17 protein-coding genes and 2 tRNA genes are annotated in these 17,477 nt (G+C 46.9%); 17 read left to right on the top strand and 2 right to left on the bottom strand.

Features of this window, described 5'->3' with window-relative positions; translation table 11 throughout:
• Positions 1-529: 529 nt before the first annotated feature.
• From PWYN_RS30205 to PWYN_RS25500, 15 genes are all read left to right on the top strand, one after another.
• Positions 530-1,396, top strand: a complete 867-nt coding sequence (locus PWYN_RS30205; RefSeq protein WP_240479834.1) for a transposase — start codon at positions 530-532, stop codon at positions 1,394-1,396.
• Positions 1,397-1,420: 24 nt separating this feature from the next.
• Complete coding sequence (locus PWYN_RS30200; protein ID WP_240479833.1) at positions 1,421-1,975, top strand: transposase; 555 nt, start codon at positions 1,421-1,423, stop codon at positions 1,973-1,975.
• A 201-nt stretch (positions 1,976-2,176) separates the two neighbouring features.
• Complete coding sequence (locus PWYN_RS25555; RefSeq protein ID WP_036657821.1) at positions 2,177-2,425, top strand: hypothetical protein; 249 nt, start codon at positions 2,177-2,179, stop codon at positions 2,423-2,425.
• Positions 2,426-2,716: 291 nt separating this feature from the next.
• Positions 2,717-3,301, top strand: coding sequence for a bifunctional pyr operon transcriptional regulator/uracil phosphoribosyltransferase PyrR (gene pyrR / locus PWYN_RS25550; RefSeq protein WP_036659184.1), 585 nt, complete (start codon positions 2,717-2,719; stop codon positions 3,299-3,301).
• Position 3,302: 1 nt separating this feature from the next.
• Positions 3,303-4,211 carry an aspartate carbamoyltransferase catalytic subunit gene (locus tag PWYN_RS25545; protein ID WP_036657819.1) on the top strand — a complete coding sequence of 303 codons (909 nt, stop codon included), beginning with the start codon at positions 3,303-3,305 and terminating at the stop codon, positions 4,209-4,211.
• Positions 4,212-4,249: 38 nt separating this feature from the next.
• A complete protein-coding gene (locus tag PWYN_RS25540; protein WP_052088412.1) occupies positions 4,250-5,584 on the top strand; it encodes a dihydroorotase in 1,335 nt (444 codons plus the stop codon).
• A 44-nt stretch (positions 5,585-5,628) separates the two neighbouring features.
• Complete coding sequence (gene carA / locus PWYN_RS25535; RefSeq protein WP_052088410.1) at positions 5,629-6,807, top strand: glutamine-hydrolyzing carbamoyl-phosphate synthase small subunit; 1,179 nt, start codon at positions 5,629-5,631, stop codon at positions 6,805-6,807.
• A gap of 1 nt (position 6,808) precedes the next feature.
• Complete coding sequence (carB, locus tag PWYN_RS25530; protein ID WP_036657809.1) at positions 6,809-10,033, top strand: carbamoyl-phosphate synthase large subunit; 3,225 nt, start codon at positions 6,809-6,811, stop codon at positions 10,031-10,033.
• A 121-nt stretch (positions 10,034-10,154) separates the two neighbouring features.
• Positions 10,155-10,904 carry an orotidine-5'-phosphate decarboxylase gene (pyrF, locus tag PWYN_RS25525; protein WP_036657806.1) on the top strand — a complete coding sequence of 250 codons (750 nt, stop codon included), beginning with the start codon at positions 10,155-10,157 and terminating at the stop codon, positions 10,902-10,904.
• Positions 10,901-11,542: an orotate phosphoribosyltransferase gene (gene pyrE / locus PWYN_RS25520; RefSeq protein ID WP_036657803.1), complete on the top strand. Its 642-nt coding sequence runs from the start codon at positions 10,901-10,903 to the stop codon at positions 11,540-11,542. Before pyrF ends, pyrE begins: the two co-directional genes overlap by 4 nt.
• A gap of 262 nt (positions 11,543-11,804) precedes the next feature.
• Positions 11,805-13,319: an ABC transporter substrate-binding protein gene (locus PWYN_RS25515; RefSeq protein WP_036657801.1), complete on the top strand. Its 1,515-nt coding sequence runs from the start codon at positions 11,805-11,807 to the stop codon at positions 13,317-13,319.
• 139 nt (positions 13,320-13,458) lie between these two features.
• A complete protein-coding gene (locus tag PWYN_RS29720; RefSeq protein WP_019909365.1) occupies positions 13,459-13,623 on the top strand; it encodes a hypothetical protein in 165 nt (54 codons plus the stop codon).
• Between the two features lie 83 nt (positions 13,624-13,706).
• A tRNA-Met gene (locus tag PWYN_RS25510) sits at positions 13,707-13,783 on the top strand.
• A gap of 45 nt (positions 13,784-13,828) precedes the next feature.
• Positions 13,829-13,902, top strand: a tRNA-Ile gene (locus PWYN_RS25505).
• Positions 13,903-14,114: 212 nt separating this feature from the next.
• Positions 14,115-14,372, top strand: a complete 258-nt coding sequence (locus tag PWYN_RS25500) for a GlsB/YeaQ/YmgE family stress response membrane protein (RefSeq protein WP_036657800.1) — start codon at positions 14,115-14,117, stop codon at positions 14,370-14,372.
• Between the two features lie 100 nt (positions 14,373-14,472).
• Here the strand turns inward: PWYN_RS25500 and PWYN_RS25495 are convergent, their stop codons facing one another.
• Positions 14,473-15,096: an ImmA/IrrE family metallo-endopeptidase gene (locus tag PWYN_RS25495; RefSeq protein ID WP_240479832.1), complete on the bottom strand. Its 624-nt coding sequence runs from the start codon at positions 15,094-15,096 to the stop codon at positions 14,473-14,475.
• A 95-nt stretch (positions 15,097-15,191) separates the two neighbouring features.
• Between PWYN_RS25495 and PWYN_RS29450 the strand changes: the two genes are divergently transcribed.
• Positions 15,192-15,344 carry a hypothetical protein gene (locus tag PWYN_RS29450; RefSeq protein WP_157261258.1) on the top strand — a complete coding sequence of 51 codons (153 nt, stop codon included), beginning with the start codon at positions 15,192-15,194 and terminating at the stop codon, positions 15,342-15,344.
• A gap of 87 nt (positions 15,345-15,431) precedes the next feature.
• Here the strand turns inward: PWYN_RS29450 and PWYN_RS25490 are convergent, their stop codons facing one another.
• On the bottom strand, positions 15,432-15,875 hold the full coding sequence (locus PWYN_RS25490; protein WP_036657799.1) for a NucA/NucB deoxyribonuclease domain-containing protein: 444 nt from the start codon (positions 15,873-15,875) through the stop codon (positions 15,432-15,434).
• A 267-nt stretch (positions 15,876-16,142) separates the two neighbouring features.
• Between PWYN_RS25490 and PWYN_RS25485 the strand changes: the two genes are divergently transcribed.
• Positions 16,143-17,411 (top strand): erythromycin esterase family protein, encoded by a 1,269-nt coding sequence (locus PWYN_RS25485; protein WP_036657798.1) that lies wholly within the window; start codon positions 16,143-16,145, stop codon positions 17,409-17,411.
• Positions 17,412-17,477: the final 66 nt, after the last annotated feature.

Genomic DNA, 17,477 nt, shown 5'->3' with positions numbered 1-17,477 from the left:
TGTAACGAAAGAGGGATTTGTTCCCGAAATCCTGCAGAAAGTACAACAATCCCGCTCCCGAAGCATGGTTTGCGCCTGAGATCCTGCAGAAAGTACAACAATTCCGCACCTGAGGCATGGTTTGCGCCTGAAATCCTGCAGAAAGTACAACAATCCCGTTCCTGAGGCATGGTTTGCGCCTGAAATCCTGCAAAAAGTACAACAATCCCGCTCCCGAGGCACCGTTTGTGTTCGAGATCCTGCACAAACTACAACAAATCCGCACCTGAGGCACCGTTTGTGTTCGAGATCCTGCACAAACTACAACAATTCCGCACCTGAAGCATGGTTTGCGCCTGAGATCCTGCACAAAGTACAACAATCCCGCTCCGAAGCATGGTTTGCACCTGAAATCCTGCAGAAAGGAGTCAATTTCATAATTCAAAACCCTTGATGTATAAGGGATTTTGAGCACACAAAAAAGGAGTACCTACCCAATTTCTCGAAGTTTAAGTTACCACACCAAAACGAGAGAAAGAAGGAGGACCCCATGTATAGTATACAACAAGAAGAGCTATTCTCCATGGAAGATTTAATGAACATGCAAGCTGAACCCAAATGTGTGGCAGTACTGGACTATCTCCCGATGAATACGATTCTACGTGCAATTAACAAACGTACGGTGCGGGGACGGCCTGAAGAACTCAATACTCGGGCGATGATTTACTCTTTAGTGATTGGCAAAATGGAGCGTATCCCTTCGGTGAAAGATATCATTCGACGCTTGCATGACAATGAGTCCTTTCGAAAACGTTGCCGGTTTACGGAATCCGATCGAATTCCAAGTGGTCCCGCCTACTCACGACTTACAACAAAACTGCACCAGTGTGGGGTGCTGAATAACGTGATGGACCAGATTGTTGAGCAGGCGATTGCGGAGGGGTTTATTTCTGGCGAAACACTTGCGGTGGATTCTTCTCATTTGGAGGCTTGGGATTGTCATCCGAAAATAAAAGAACAAACGAAACCCAGAAAGGCAGCAAAACCCCAAAAAGCAGCCAAAGCCCTACTTAAAGAAAAACAGCCCGCCCCAATACCCGAAAAACCAGAAAAACCCAAACGGAATAAACGTGGACGGGTACCTCAAACGGAAAAGGCGGCTTGGGAAGAACAAATGGCGGCATACGAAGCATCCTTAACCATCTTCGAGAAAAAAGTAGCAGAAATGCTGGACGTCAGCTACGATGAACTGCTGGCTCAGATGCCCCAGTATCCCAGTACCGGTGGCAAAGGCGACCCCCGGGGAAATGGTCGGATGATGTACTGGTACGGATATAAAGCGAATCTGCTCGTAGACACGCAAAGTCAATTTATAGTCAGCAGTTTGTTTAGTTCTGGGCATGTATCGGACCAGTGACTGGCTATTGTTTTACTGAAAGGGTTGGAGCAAAAATTTCCTCAATTAACGGTGAAGTATGTGCTTGCAGACAAAGGGTATGATTCTGGAGCGGTCTACCAGCAGGCTCGAAGGAATGGAGCCTATGCGTTAATTCCGATGATTCAGCACGCGAAAGAAGTGCCCGAGGGCCAGGATGAAGAAGGCCGTCCGATTTGTAAACAAGGGCATCTCTACAGTTACGATAGCTTTGATGAAAAATATGGAACACTAAAATACACAAGTCCCAAAGAATGTAAAACCTGTACGTTTAGCGACAAAGGTTGCCAGAAAGTACACAAAATTCGAATCGAAACAGACCTTCGCCGGTATACAGCACCGGCGCGTGGAAGTAGCAAGTTTAAGAAGTTATTTAAGAAGCGAACAGCGATTGAACGCGTATTTGCCTACTTGAAGCTTTATTTCAATATGGGGGGTAGCCGTCAGTTAAACACACGTTCCAGGGTGGATTTCGAACTTAGTTGTCTCACCTACAACTTGTGTAAGTATGCACTTGAAAAGCTAAACCAAGAGATCTCAAAAAAGAAGCAAATCGCCTAATTTTTAAAAATAGAATATATGCTTTTGGAGTACTGCAGCTTTAATTCACAGGGCATTATGAAATTGACTCGAAAGTACAACAATTCCGTTCCTGAAGCATGGTTTGCGTGGTGTATACCAGCTTTATCTTGTGTCGCCTCCAGTTCGACCATGGTATGATAAGAAATATGTTAATAATTAGCATTTGGAGGAGGGATTCGAATGAATACGAATTCCAAAGATTCATATAAAATTCATGAAACCGAGCGGAAGATGGAAGTACCGGTTGATTCTAATTCCGGCTACAAAGATGAAAAAATCAGGTTAATTCAGCAAATCGAGTCCGGTGGTCTGCCTAAGAAAATAGATTTAAACCATCTGCCTGGACCTCTGAAATATGTAGGCTATGCCATTGTATTTGGGATTCCCGTGCTTTTCCTTATCTTAATCGTTGTAAGCTTCATAAAATGACATTGTTCGCATAACTGAGTTAACAGAGTTGACACACGTTATGAGTTCTGTCATACTTCTGTTAAATGAATAGCGCCTTTAATTCAGTCCCGTGAGGCTGGCAAGGTAACGTGAATCGAGGTTCGCGACTCTTAGAAGAGTATCCGTATGTATACGGATAATCTTTTTATGCGCGCGGCCACGCCATCTTTCTTAATTCTGCGGATTTCACTCCTTGCCTACCTTGGGCAAGGAGTTTTTTGTTTTCCGGGAACTCTGGACAAGGCGTACAAGCAGGAGGATGACGAGATTATGGTTACTGAGAAAAATGTCATTATGGATGAAACAGCAATTCGTCGGGCGCTATCGCGTATCGCACATGAAATATTAGAAAAGAACAAAGGAATCGAAAATTGCTTGCTGATCGGCATTCGTACACGCGGTGTGTATCTGGCACAAAGAATAGCTGAACGGATCAAAGAGATTGAAGGTGTGGACATCCCCTACGGGGAGCTTGATATCACGCACTATCGGGATGACCGTGAAGAGGGTGGCAAAGGCTTAAGTGAAACTAAGGATCAGAACCTAGCTAAGAGCATTCTGACAATCACTTCCGGCAGTACAGGCATCCACGATAAAAAGGTGATTTTGTTCGACGATGTACTTTACACCGGTCGCACAATTCGTGCGGCGATGGATGCTCTGATGGATTGCGGACGGCCTAGAATGATCCAATTGGCAGTATTGGCTGACCGCGGGCATCGGGAACTTCCGATCCGCCCTGATTATATCGGTAAAAATGTTCCGACCTCCACACATGAGCAAATTGAAGTAGCCTTGACCGAATATGACGGCAAGGACGAAGTATACATTATTTCGAACCGGGAGGAACGATAACATGATGACGGCAACCATGGTGAAGGAACGCAGTCTGCTGGGCTTGAGGGAACTGAGTCAGACAGAGATTGTACAACTGCTGAACAGAACGGCATATTGGGATAACCAGGCTGTGAAATTAACACCAGTGCTGGAATCGAAATTTGTGTCGAACATGTTTTTTGAGAATAGCACCCGAACCCGGTTCTCGTTTGAAATGGCCGAAAAACGCCTTGGCGCGCAGGTCCTGAACTTTACGGCTGCAGCCTCCAGTGTAGAGAAAGGCGAGTCCATCTACGACACCGTACGAACTTTGGAATCTATGGGTATTGATGTCGGAGTTATACGGTTGAAGCCAGCAGGAGTTTTGCAGCAATTAGCAGAGAAGGTATCCATTCCGCTTATCAATGCGGGAGACGGAAATAACGAACACCCGACTCAGGCGCTGCTTGATATGTATACAATGTCTAAAGCTTTTGGGGAGCTAAAAGGCCTAAAGGTATCCATCATCGGTGATATCATGCATAGTCGAGTGGCACGGTCCAATCTATGGGGTCTGACCAAAATGGGTGCACAGGTGCAGTTCTGTGCGCCGGAGAATATGAAGGCTCCTGAGTTGATGCCTTATGCTCCATACGTTTCTATAGAAGAAGCCCTGAAGGCTGATGTGGTCATGATGCTTCGGGTACAGCTTGAACGACATGCAGTTGGAATGCTTCAATCGGCTGAAGAATACCGCCGGCAGTATGGACTAACGGAGGAACGGGCCGCGAAGCTTGGGGCGGGTACAATCATTATGCATCCGGCTCCGGTAAATCGTAATGTAGAAATTGACGATGTTGTGGTCGAAAGCAGTAAATCAAGGATTTTTCCGCAGATGGCAAACGGGGTGCCCGTACGAATGGCGGTTATAGAAAGAGCGGTACTCTAAAAAACCCGACATAAAGTCATTAATAAATATACACAAATATGAATTTTTATTATATAATAACGAGAGGCCTACCGCGGCCAAAAGGAGTTTTGAATGTGATTATCAAGAACGCCAGTGTTATTAACAAAGATGGTAATCTGGAACGAAAACATATTGTACTTCAGGACGGTGTAATCTCTGCTGTATTGGACGGCAATCAAGAGGCCGGCGAGGCCACAGAAATAATCGATGCCAAAGGAAAGCTGTTGATTCCAGGGTTGATCGACATGCATGTACATCTTCGCGAACCTGGTTTTGAGCATAAGGAGACGGTGGAAACTGGAAGCCGTTCCGCAGCCAAAGGCGGATTTACAACGATCGCCTGTATGCCGAATACACGGCCTGTAACAGACACGCCTGAGATTGTGCAATTTGTTAAAGACAAAGCTCGTGAAGCAGGTCTGGTAAAAGTGCTTCCTTATGCAGCAATCACCAAAAATGAGCTGGGCAGAGAGTTAACGGATTTTGCAGCATTGAAGGAAGCGGGGGCAATCGGATTTACGGATGATGGCGTAGGTGTACAAAATGCGCAAATGATGAAGGATGCCATGTATATCGCAGCAGCCTTGGATATGCCGGTTATTGCACACTGTGAGGATAATTCGCTGGTTGAGGGTGCTTGTGTGAATGAAGGGAAGTTCGCGACCCGACATGGTTTGAAGGGCATCCCGAATGAATCCGAAGCGATTCACGTCGGACGTGATATTTTGCTGGCTGAGGCGACTGGGGTTCACTACCACGTATGTCATGTCAGCACTGAACAATCGGTTCGTCTGATCCGTCAAGCTAAAGAAATCGGCATTAAAGTAACTGCTGAGGTGTGTCCGCACCATTTACTGCTCTCCGAAGAAGATATCCCGGGGATGGACGCCAATTGGAAAATGAACCCGCCCTTGCGCTCCCGGCGCGATGTTGAAGCCTGTATCGAAGGGCTGCTGGACGGTACCTTGGATATGATTGTTACCGACCATGCCCCGCATAGCGAGGAAGAGAAAGCCAAAGGCATGCAGCTTGCACCTTTTGGCATCGTTGGTTTCGAGACGGCCTTCCCGCTGTTGTATACAGCTTTTGTGGAATCTGGTAAATGGGATCTGTCCCTGCTGGTACAAAGAATGACCGCCGATCCGGCCCGGGTATTCCGCTTGAATACAGGTGTGCTAGATATCGGAGCTCCTGCAGATTTGACACTGATTGATCTGGAGCAGGAATTGGAAGTAGATCCTGGAACCTTCGCAAGCAAGGGACGCAACACTCCTTTTGCAGGGTGGAAGCTTAAAGGTTGGCCAGTGATGACTTGGGTAGAAGGCAAAGAAGTATGGAATGCAAATCACTAAATAATAGACATTAATTATAGAAACAACAAGAAGGAGTGAAGGGAATGCAAGCGAGATTGCTGCTTCAGGACGGAACACTGTTTACAGGTACCGCATTTGGCGCTGAGGGTGAAAAGACAGGCGAGGTTGTGTTTAATACAGGGATTACAGGTTACCAGGAGGTGCTGTCGGATCCTTCCTACTGTGGTCAAATCGTTACGATGACATACCCTCTGATTGGAAATTACGGCATTACCCGGGATGACTTTGAATCTGTACGTCCTTTTGTACACGGCTTCGTAGTGCGTCGTCACGAGACAGTCCCAAGTAACTGGAGATCTGAATACAGTGTTGACGACCTGTTGAAGGAATACGACATTCCTGGGATCAGTGAGATTGACACGCGGATGCTGACACGCATTATTCGTCATTACGGCACCATGAAGGCTATCCTTACTACCTCTAACAAGCGTGTGGAAGAACTCATGGAAATGATGGGCGACACAACCATTGAGGAGCTGCGCAACCAGGTTGCCCGTACGTCTACCACCACTGCATATAGCAGTCCTGGAAGTAAAGAACGGATCGTACTTGTAGATTATGGTGCAAAAACGGGCATTCTGCGTGAATTGAACAGCCGTGGTTGTGATGTTGTAGTAGTACCTCATGATGTAACCGCGGATGAGATTCGCCGCTTGAACCCGGATGGCATTCAGCTTTCGAATGGCCCTGGGGACCCTAAAGATGTGCCTTACGCTGTTCAAACCATTTCCGAGCTGCTCGGTGAATACCCGATCTTTGGCATCTGCTTGGGTCATCAGCTGTTTGCACTGGCTTGCGGTGCGGATACGGAGAAACTTAAATTCGGTCACCGCGGTGGGAACCATCCAGTAAAAGAACTGGAAAGCGGACGCTGCTTCATCACCTCCCAAAACCATGGTTTCACCGTAAATGAGAATTCTGTGGAAAATACAGACCTGGAAGTAACACATATTAATAACAATGATAAAACGGTCGAAGGACTTAAACATACCCGCTATCCAGCATTTTCCGTACAGTATCATCCAGAAGCGGCACCGGGCCCGCATGACAGTAGCTACTTATTCGACCGTTTCTTGCAAATGATCGCTGACCATAAAGCTAAAACTCCAGTAATCTCCCGTCAGGCACAGCTTGCAGCAAACGCCAGAATCACGGCGCCGAAACCAACACCACAGCTTGAAGCCGTGAAAGGAGCAATATAACATGCCAAAGAACGATAAGCTCAAGAAAATACTCGTAATCGGATCCGGTCCAATTGTTATTGGGCAGGCTGCCGAATTTGACTACGCAGGAACTCAAGCCTGCCAAGCGCTGAAAGAAGAAGGCGTTGAGGTCGTTCTGATTAACAGTAACCCTGCGACCATCATGACGGATACGAATATGGCTGATAAAGTGTATATCGAGCCGATTACCCTAGAATTTGTAACTGCCATTATCCGTCAAGAGCGCCCCGATGGATTGCTCCCAACGCTAGGCGGGCAGACCGGCCTGAATATGGCTGTAGAATTGGCCCGTGCAGGTGTCCTCGAGAAGGAGAATGTAAAACTGCTGGGTACGCAGCTTGAATCCATTGAGAAGGCAGAGGATCGTGATTTGTTCCGTGATCTGATGCGCGAACTGGATCAGCCTGTACCTGAAAGCTCCATTATCACCACCTTGGAGGAAGCCCTTGAATTCGCGTCAGGAATTGGCTATCCGTTGATCGTGCGTCCGGCTTATACCCTTGGCGGAACCGGCGGCGGGATTTGTGACAATGAAGAAGAACTTCGAGAGACGGTTAAAGCGGGCATTCGTTATAGCCCGATCGGTCAATGTCTGGTCGAGAAGAGTATTGCCGGCATGAAGGAAGTTGAATACGAGGTTATGCGTGATGCGAACGACAACTGCATCGTTGTCTGCAACATGGAGAACTTTGATCCGGTTGGGATTCATACAGGTGACAGTATCGTTGTTGCACCGAGCCAAACCCTCTCTGATCGTGAATATCAAATGCTTCGCAGTGCTTCACTCAAAATTATTCGTGCGCTTAATATAGAAGGCGGTTGTAACGTACAATTCGCACTTGATCCGCAAAGCTATCAATACTATGTCATTGAAGTAAATCCGCGTGTCAGCCGTTCCTCGGCGCTGGCTTCGAAGGCTACGGGCTATCCGATCGCTAAAATGGCTGCTAAAATCGCACTGGGTTATACCTTGGATGAGATTGTTAATCCGGTTACCGGACAGACATATGCTTGCTTTGAACCAACACTAGACTACATCGTAAGTAAAATTCCGCGCTGGCCTTTTGATAAGTTCATCTATGCGAACCGGAAGCTCGGTACACAAATGAAGGCAACTGGTGAGGTTATGGCTATTGGCCGAACTTTTGAAGAGTCGATTCATAAAGCCATCCGTTCCTTGGAAATTGGTGTTCACCGTTTCTACCTGCCGGGTACGGATATTCTGGAAGAGAGTGTCCTCCGTGAACGCTTGGCGAAAGCGGATGATGAGCGCATATTCCTGATCGCAGAAGCGTTCCGCCGCGGCTATGGATTACAAGAAGTTCAGGATATCACGAACATTGATTGGTGGTTCCTTTCCAAGATCGAAGGGTTGATCCAATTTGAAGATGTCATCCGCGGTGAGGTAAGCTTGTCCCCGGAGACTTTGTATCAAGCTAAGCGTAGAGGCTTTACGGATCGGGCCATTGCAGAAATCCGTGCACAAGCATATCCTGACGGCGAAGAAACCAAAGAATCCGAGGTTCGGGTATTCCGCCTGAAGCAAGGACTGACACCTGTCTTCAAAATGGTAGATACCTGTGCGGCTGAATTTGAGGCCTCCACACCATATTATTACTCAACCTATGAGACGGAGAATGAGGTCATCCATTCCGACAAGCAAAAAGTCATCGTACTTGGATCAGGCCCTATCCGGATCGGTCAAGGAATTGAATTTGACTACTCTACTGTGCATGCAGTATGGGCTATCCAAAAGGCAGGCTACGAAGCCGTAATTATCAACAACAATCCAGAGACGGTATCAACGGACTTCAATACTTCGGACCGCTTGTATTTTGAACCGTTATTCTTTGAAGATGTAATGAACGTTATTGCCCAAGAGAATCCGATCGGAGTTATCGTTCAGTTCGGTGGACAGACAGCCATTAACCTTGCGGCACCGCTCAGTGCAGCCGGCGTTAATATCCTTGGAACCAGTCTGGAAAGTATCGATGAAGCCGAGAACCGTAAGAAGTTCGAAGCACTGCTGTCCCGTCTTGATGTGGCACAACCTAAAGGCAAGACGGTTGATTCGATAGATGATGCTGTACAGACTGCACAAGATCTCGGTTATCCTGTACTGGTACGTCCTTCCTATGTATTGGGCGGACGCGCCATGGAAATTGTCTACAATGACACGGAACTGCTTAGCTATATGGTAGAAGCGGTTAAGGTGAACCCGGAGCATCCGGTATTGATTGACCGTTACATGCTCGGTAAAGAGGTTGAAGTCGATGCGATTTGCGATGGTGATACGGTTGTTATTCCGGGTATCATGGAGCACGTAGAACGTGCTGGTGTCCACTCCGGTGACTCGATAGCCGTATACCCTCCACAATATCTGGATGAAGGCTTGAAGCAGAAGATCGCGGACATTACGATCAAGATTGCCAAAGAACTGAAAACCATCGGACTGGTCAACATCCAGTTTGTCATACATCAAAATGAAGTGTATGTAATCGAAGTGAATCCGCGTTCCTCACGGACAGTTCCTTTCCTGAGTAAGGTGACAGGAATTCCTATGGCTCACTTGGCTACAAAAATCATTCTCGGCAGCAAGTTGAAAGACGACGGTTATGTAGAAGGCCTATGGCCTGAAAGTGACTATGTATCGGTAAAAGTACCGGTGTTCTCTTTTGCCAAATTACGTAGAGTAGAACCTACTTTGGGACCTGAAATGAAGTCGACTGGTGAAGTTATGGGACGTGATAAACTGTACGCCAAGGCGTTGTATAAAGGTCTGATTGGAGCAGGAATGAAGATTCCGGCTACAGGCGCGATCATCGTAACCGTGGCAGATAAAGACAAAGCTGAAGCCGTTGATCTCATGAAAGGCTTCCATGCTATGGGTTATAAGATCATTGCAACGGGTGGAACCGCAACAGCGCTTGAAGAAGCAGGCCTGAACGTAATGAACGTTAACAAGCTCGATGAAGGAGAACCAACCATTCTTGACCTCATCCGCGGCGGTAAAGCTAACTTTGTCTTTAACACATTAACCAAGGGCAAAACACCAGAGCGCGACGGATTCCGTATCCGCCGTGAAGCGGTAGAGAACGGTGTCGTATGTATGACATCCCTGGATACAGTAAGAGCACTCCTGATTATGCTTCAGACGATAAACTTCTCATCCGAAGCTATGCCTGCTTTTGTAGGACAAATTTAACCACAACAAGTCATAGGTGAACGAAATAACAGGAACGGTTTGCGACTATTCGCAGACCGTTCCGCTATGCCTAGGGTCTAAAAGAAAATTGCGGCGCAGTCGCACCGGATAGGAGTGCTGTATGGTACAAGAGCTTACCTTGGAACAAAAAGCTATGGCGAAGCGAATTATGATTCCTTTGGATTATCCTAATGCTGAACAGGCGAGTCTGTTGATTAACAATCTGGAAGGAATTCCCTGCTATATGAAGGTGGGGATGCAGCTTTTTTATGCGGCTGGTCCCGATTTTATTAAAGATTTGAAGCGCCGCGGATATTCCGTATTTGTAGATCTCAAAATGCATGATATCCCCAATACGGTTAAAGGTGGCGCAGAGAGCCTGACTCAGCTTGGAGCAGATATGTTTAATGTCCATGCCTCCGGCGGTTCAGCCATGATGGCGGCGGCCCGCACTGGAGCAGCAGCTGCGGTAAGCAACAATCCTTCGCTAAGCATGCCGCTGATTATCGCAGTCACACAGCTAACCAGCACGAGCCAGGAGGTCATGAACAGCGAGATCGGTATATCCGGCAACGTTACGGATACGGTCGTGCGATACGCCAAACTAGCGGCCGAAGCAGGATTGGACGGTGTTGTGGCATCACCCCAGGAATCCGCTGCAATTGCTGCAGCCTGTGGTCCGGCCTTCTGTACAGTTACACCGGGGATCCGACCGGCAGGGTCATCCATGGACGACCAATCCCGTGTGATGACACCGGGACAAGCTATACGGCAAGGCAGCCATTATCTAGTGATAGGACGACCTATTACAGGAGCGGAAGATCCGCGCCAAGCCGCACTAAATATCATTGAGGAGATGACACAGGCATGAGCTCATTATTGAATAAAAGTGAACAAATCGCTGCCTATTTACTAAATATCGGAGCGGTAGCACTACGTCCCCAGGAGCCTTTTACATGGACCTCCGGGATTAAATCCCCGATCTATTGTGATAATCGCCTGACTATGTCCTACCCTGAGGTTCGCAATTATATTGCCGATGCCTTTGCTGAGTTAATTACCAGTCAGTATCCAGATGCTGAAGTGATCGCAGGCACAGCAACTGCCGGCATCCCCCATGCCGCATGGGTTGCACAGAAGCTGAATCTACCGATGGCTTATATCCGTGATAAGGCTAAGGGACATGGGAAGCAAAACCAGATTGAAGGTCTTATTGCATCCGGACAAAAGGTTATCGTTATCGAGGATCTGATCTCAACCGGCGGAAGCTCGATCAAAGCAGCGCAGGCCGTGCAAGAAGCTGGAGGTAATCCCTTGGCTGTCCTGGCTATCTTCAGTTATGAGCTGGATCGTGCTACTGAAGCTTTTACGGCCGCAGGAGTCCCCCTGCACAGTTTATCTAACTACAATACCTTGATTGATGTAGCGCTAACTCAGGGTAAGATTGCCGAAAATGATGTAGAATTGCTTCGCTCCTGGAGAAAAGATCCGGCGGCATTTGGTGTGTAAGGAATACCTATCATTCTGATCTCCTAATATAGAAGTCTACTGAATGACCCTCACCTTATGGTGCAGGGTTTTTCTTGCGAAATGGAGGTAGATTATAAATCTCTGATCTCAAATACTGGAAATAACATGACCAAATCGTAGTTTAACTTTAAACAGCCTGTAACTTACACTCCAGCGAAAACCTTTATAATCCAAATTAAGGAGTCGCTTTATAGCCTTTTAGAAGGACATGGAACGATTATTTTTCGGGAGGGTAAAACTTATGAATACAAGTAAAAAGAAACGGACGCTGGTACGTCTGGTGAGCCTTAGCATCTGTGCTGTGCTACTGCTGCCGCTGGCATCTGAGGGATGGAATACGGTGTGGGCTGAACCCTTGAAGGCTCCGCAGGAGCAACGTGTGCTGCGCATTGGAAGCCTCTGGAGCGGAGAAGATGACACTTATTTCCGCCAGCAATTCACTGATATGTATGAGCTGCAGCATCCTGAAATCAAGTTGGAACTCGTACCTGCAATCGATGCTAGTGAGCTTCGATTCAGCAGTGCTTTTCCGCAGCCAAACACGGATAACCTAGGAAGTATTCGCGGAATTATGGGCGGGGAACATCCGGTTGATGTAATCATAGGAGACAGTCAGTTATTGAAAAGTCTTGCTGAGAACAATCTTGTGGTACCCTTGCAGCCTCTCATTGACCGGGATCAGTACGATATAAGCACAATGGCTCCTACTATGCTAAATGGAATCCGCGAGCTTGGCGGAGGTAATCTGTTCGCACTGGCCCCAACCTTTTCCTCAAGTGCACTTTATTACAATAAAAAAGTTTTTGATGCCGCGAAAGTGTCTTATCCAACTAATGGGATGACATGGGATGAAATGTTCACTCTCGCTGCCAAGGTTACAAAGGTTTCCAAGAAAAAAGAGAGCCGTGTTTACGGGTTCTCGATGAATCGTTACTTGGCTGATCCATTCTGGGATATGCAGACCTATGTCTCTCCCCTTAAGCTTACCCAGTACGACAATAAGGGTGAGAAAATGACCGTGAACAATGCCCAGTGGAGTAAAGCATGGACTACCTATAGCGGATTGGTTAAGAAGCAAACGGTGCCTGGACTGGATAGTCAGGAATTTATGTGGACTGATGGCATGCCCTATAGCCCGGTTCAAGGGGACTTGTTCCTCACGAGCAAAGCTTCGATGGTTGTCGCAGAATACGGTTATATAAATGAGTTGAACTCCGTCCAAAGGAATGTCTCCAAAATTAAAAATTACAAGCCTGTGGACTGGGGAGTAGTGACGGTTCCAACCTATGTAGAGAAACCGGGTGTTGCTGTGGGAACTTGGCTTGGCTCGATGATGGCTATCGGAACTACTGCTACCAATCCAGAGGATGCTTGGGATTTTATTAAATTTGTGAACAGCAAGGAAGTTGCCAAGATCAAAGCACATAACCGTTATGAACTGACCTCGCGTAAGGAATATATTACTTCTAAGGAAACGAATGTGAACTTAGAGCCTTTTTATACTCTGCAGCCTCTGGCCCCAAATGATCCGAAAATGGATGCCTTGCTTACCCAGAAGCCGGCAATTGGTCAGGTTAGTGATGCGGGACGACAATTGTTCATTGAAGTCCTCCAAGGAAAAAGAACAGTCTCTAATGCGCTAAAAGCATGGGAGAAGCAGGGGAATACCATGCTGCTGCAGCTGAAAAAGAATCCCCAGATGTCCTTCGATTTGGAGAACGGTTGGCTTCAGAAAAGCGCAGTAAGAAGTGATTAGAATCGGATGATACAAAGGGGTGTCCTTAAAGCCATGATAATGGCCTGTAGGACACCTTTTTAGGGTTATTTTATAAAAAGTGGGCATGCTAAGTTCAGAGCAGGGGTAATTCATTCCCACAAAAGGAGAAGAGGGCAGCATGAACTGGATATATTTCGCCAAGCTGTTCAGAACCAGATTTCAAGCAGGATGTCTGGCAAAACGGTTGGAGCAAGATGGCTGGATTTATGGTTATCATGACCCGCGCTTTGTAGAAATTTATCGCTCGCGTAAAGGCCGCTACGGTGTTCGTTTCCTTCCTTAAGAACATTTTCTAAACGACTACTTGACTTATTACCCCTATATAATGTATATTATTTATTGTCGCTGTTTGAATATGATTACTGACGCGGGGTGGAGCAGCCCGGTAGCTCGTCGGGCTCATAACCCGAAGGCCGCAGGTTCAAATCCTGCCCCCGCAACCAATTTATTTACAAGCAGCAATTATATATGACGGATATTTTTCATCCGGGCCCTTAGCTCAGTTGGTTAGAGCGGTCGGCTCATAACCGATTGGTCGGGGGTTCGAGTCCCTCAGGGCCCACTTATTAAAAACCCTTACTCTGTAAGGGTTTTTTGCTGTCTATGGGCTTGGATTTAATGGTGGGATAATGATGAGAAAAGCGGGGGAAATGGATTTGCTAACGGATTTGCTAATGGAGCTTTCTGGTAAACGAATACATTTATTTAGACAAACCAGTATCATCCCCTAGTCTCAGACATACGTTGAATAAATGGCATGAAGGAGGCAACTGAATGCATTTGATCTGGATATTAGTGATTGGCGGGTTGATTGGTTGGTTTAGTGGTGTTCTCATCGGTAGAGATGTACCTGGGGGAATTATAGGGAATATAATTACAGGCTTCATTGGTTCATGGTTAGGTACAGAATTACTTGGTGCCCGGGGACCTATTGTGGGTGGGTTCTATATTATTCCAGCCATAGTCGGGGCTATACTTACATTGCTTATATTGTTCGCTATTGGGCGATCCGGAAATTTCCGGAGACGTTAGATTGAATTGATAGGCTTGGATATGTATCTTTCTGTGGGCTGCTCCGAAGTCATACTAAATGACTTTCAGAGCAGCCCATTTGGGTTGTTCACTTCAATCATTAATCGAATCGGGGAGAGCAGAGTGTGGGTACCTTTTCTCCCTGAGCCCCCATCACAGCCAATAATTGCCCTTGAAAAATACGCCGTTGAATTTGGTCTATACGCTGCATAGCCAGCTCTCGGGGTACTTCAAATTCGGTTGTAATGACGCTGATGGCTTCGCTTCTTAGCTCTGGCAATGATCTTCTTGAGATCATGGAATATGGCATCGCGGCATAAAGGATAAATCGATCCGCTTCATCTTGTTGTGCCTGGGTATAATGCTCGGGCATTACACTTTGGTTGCCCGCATGGCGTAGTAAATAACAAAGCTCATGTAAAAACTCAAGGCGCTGCATTCCGGCAGGCAGGCGATTATCTATGAACATACTGTACATACCGGCCGAAGCCTCAATGCCTTTGCTCCTTACATCTAAATAATGAATCCAAATATTTAGCCGTTCAGAAATATTCGCTATTGTTATCTGTGAAGGTTCTCTAATACCCAATCGTTCATAAAGATCCTCCGTCCATTTCTCCAAAGCAGTCATTTGATAATATGATTTAATTATAGCCACCTCAGTCCATTTGGGAACAAATGTTCCTATTGCACTAAGCATAAAGCAAATAAACTTTAATATCAAGCATTCACTCTTTTCTTTGCCAATTTGCCCAAACAGTATGGTCTATTGCCACATATTCTGTGCTGTAGTCAATATTAATTAGGAGGTTTTCACAAATGGGAAATGAATGTTGTTACGGTGGTCATGTTGGTGGAGCTAATGTAGGTCCTGGTCCGGTAATGCCAGTTGTTAGTCCTTGGACTTCCACAGGTGCAATTCTGGTTCTTTACATCCTGTTGGTTATTATCTTAAAAGCCTGTTTATTCTAAACTTGCCAAAAACCGTTCCGGTCCTGTTAGGCATCTGCCTGCAGGACCGGAACGGTTTTAAATTTGTCTGGAGCTTTATTAATCATACTATTTGAACATAAACTCGACGCGTGTACCGTCAGCAAAGCTCTCTAATTGATTGCCAACCCAACTTCCGGCGCCCCGATTATCGCTAGGCGGTATGTATTCGATGTCCGCACCTTCTCCGCCCTCCAGACACATGGCCATAGGCCACTCATCCCGGTCATAGCCTTTTTTAGTAGGCACTCCTTTTAGGGAAAGGCGGCGATTTTCGTCCGCACCCTCACGGTCAATCGTGCAGATCGGTGCCTCGCCATTCTCAATAGCCTCTTGAATATGCCTGGCTGTCTTCGGATAACGATCTGTGGGGAAGAGGATTTGTACAACCTTTCCATTGGAAGTGGAAGAGGGCTCGGTGCTGAATCTTTCTTCTTCGAACAGATAACTTGCTACGATCAATAGCAGGAGAATAATTACACTCCATAGTAATTTCCGTTTTCGTGCTTTCACTGCGGCTCCTCCTTCAACTTAAGTCAATGCGTACGGCTGTGAGAAATCGATAGCCGTTTTATTTGTGCGTAAATTAGTATATCTTATATCTAAAAGCGCTGGGCGATTTTTTTTGAGGGTAATTGCATTGCCTCTGCATATCAGGGCGGATTCATCAGTTGCAAGAGTAATTGCTCGGATAAGGTAACTTCTGACGTATGATTCACCTTGTATACGCGCAAACTTTGGTGGATATACACTGAGAAATAGTGCGAGGGGTGAAGCGATATGAAAGAGAAGTTAATCATGCAGTCTATCCGCAAGCTGGCAAGATCCTTCAACAGCGAGGAAGTAACCAAAGGACTGGTTGAAGAGGCAGGTAAATCTAAATATGTGCTCCTGGGTGAAGCTTCCCATGGTACCTCGGAATTTTATACAGTCCGTGCAGATTTGTCCAAACGTTTGATTTCGGAAAAGGGCTTCCGATTCATTGCGGTAGAAGGGGATTGGCCCTCATGCTACACGTTGAACCGGTATGTTAAAGGTTACACCGATGAGGGTGTTGATGCTATGGCGGCGTTAAGTGATTTCAATCGATGGCCTACCTGGATGTGGGCTAACCGTGAGATTATAGAACTTGCTGAATGGCTTCGACAGTATAATACGGATAAACCGGATGAGGAGAAAGCTGGGTTTTACGGGATCGATGTGTATAGCCTCTGGGAGTCTATGGACGAAATCCTAAAGTATTTAGGTACGAAAGATGACGCTTCTGATCTGGAGGCAGCCAAACGGGCGTTTGAGTGTTTTGAGCCCTATGAACGGGAAGGGCAGTCGTACGGGATTTCTGCTTCCATATACGGAGAAGGTTGCGAGGGGGAGGTTGTCTCCCTTCTTCTCAGGCTGCAGGACAAGTGGAAGGATGCTTACCCGAAGGACAAAGAGAATGCGCTAAGCGCTGAACTGAATGCGTTGGCGGTAAGAGGGGGGGAAGCGTACTACCGGACAATGATTCGTCATGACGCCGATTCCTGGAATATTCGAGATCGCCACATGGTTGAGGCTCTGGAGAAGCTGATGGAATTCCACGGTGAAGACGCCCGAACGATTGTCTGGGAACATAATACCCATGTTGGGGATGCCAGAGCGACGGATATGGCTGAGGACGGGATGGTTAATGTGGGACAGCTGTTGCGGGAGGAGCATGGGGATGAGGTGTTCGCCATCGGCTTCGGAACCTACCAGGGAACCGTTATAGCGGGAAAGTCTTGGGGGGCTCCGATGGAAAAAATGCGTGTGCCGGCCGCGGCTGCCAACAGCTGGGAGGAGATGCTTCACCGGGATGGTGCGGAGGACAAGCTGCTTTATTTTGACAAGGAGGATTCTGTCTTGGACGATACCGTCATTGGTCACCGCGCGATCGGTGTCGTGTACCATCCAGAGTGGGAACGGGGTAATTACGTGCCTACGGTCATTTCAAAACGGTATGATGCCTTCATTTACATTGATCAGACGAAAGCGGTCAGCCCGTTAGCGTTAGAAACCGTTAAGGTATAGAGAACAATAGAACAGCGAGGCTGCCGGAGGTGTCCGGTGGTCTTTTTTCGCGTTGTGCAGTAATGT

Origin of the sequence: Paenibacillus wynnii, assembly GCF_000757885.1 — a bacterium.
Lineage (GTDB): Bacteria > Bacillota > Bacilli > Paenibacillales > Paenibacillaceae > Paenibacillus_AQ > Paenibacillus_AQ wynnii.
The sequence above is the reverse complement of the archived record's forward strand: the minus strand, read 5'-3'. Positions and strand labels throughout refer to the sequence as shown.

Bases quoted from the DNA above. Each gene is read 5' to 3' on its own strand.
- PWYN_RS30205 (WP_240479834.1), top strand. From the start codon at position 530: ATGTATAGTATACAACAAGAAGAGCTATTCTCCATGGAAGATTTAATG.
- PWYN_RS25555 (WP_036657821.1), top strand. From the start codon at position 2,177: ATGAATACGAATTCCAAAGATTCATATAAAATTCATGAAACCGAGCGG.
- pyrR (WP_036659184.1), top strand. From the start codon at position 2,717: ATGGTTACTGAGAAAAATGTCATTATGGATGAAACAGCAATTCGTCGG.
- PWYN_RS25545 (WP_036657819.1), top strand. From the start codon at position 3,303: ATGATGACGGCAACCATGGTGAAGGAACGCAGTCTGCTGGGCTTGAGG.
- PWYN_RS25540 (WP_052088412.1), top strand. From the start codon at position 4,250: ATGAATTTTTATTATATAATAACGAGAGGCCTACCGCGGCCAAAAGGA.
- carA (WP_052088410.1), top strand. From the start codon at position 5,629: ATGCAAGCGAGATTGCTGCTTCAGGACGGAACACTGTTTACAGGTACC.
- carB (WP_036657809.1), top strand. From the start codon at position 6,809: ATGCCAAAGAACGATAAGCTCAAGAAAATACTCGTAATCGGATCCGGT.
- pyrF (WP_036657806.1), top strand. From the start codon at position 10,155: ATGGTACAAGAGCTTACCTTGGAACAAAAAGCTATGGCGAAGCGAATT.
- pyrE (WP_036657803.1), top strand. From the start codon at position 10,901: ATGAGCTCATTATTGAATAAAAGTGAACAAATCGCTGCCTATTTACTA.
- PWYN_RS25515 (WP_036657801.1), top strand. From the start codon at position 11,805: ATGAATACAAGTAAAAAGAAACGGACGCTGGTACGTCTGGTGAGCCTT.
- PWYN_RS29720 (WP_019909365.1), top strand. From the start codon at position 13,459: ATGAACTGGATATATTTCGCCAAGCTGTTCAGAACCAGATTTCAAGCA.
- PWYN_RS25500 (WP_036657800.1), top strand. From the start codon at position 14,115: ATGCATTTGATCTGGATATTAGTGATTGGCGGGTTGATTGGTTGGTTT.
- PWYN_RS29450 (WP_157261258.1), top strand. From the start codon at position 15,192: ATGGGAAATGAATGTTGTTACGGTGGTCATGTTGGTGGAGCTAATGTA.
- PWYN_RS25485 (WP_036657798.1), top strand. From the start codon at position 16,143: ATGAAAGAGAAGTTAATCATGCAGTCTATCCGCAAGCTGGCAAGATCC.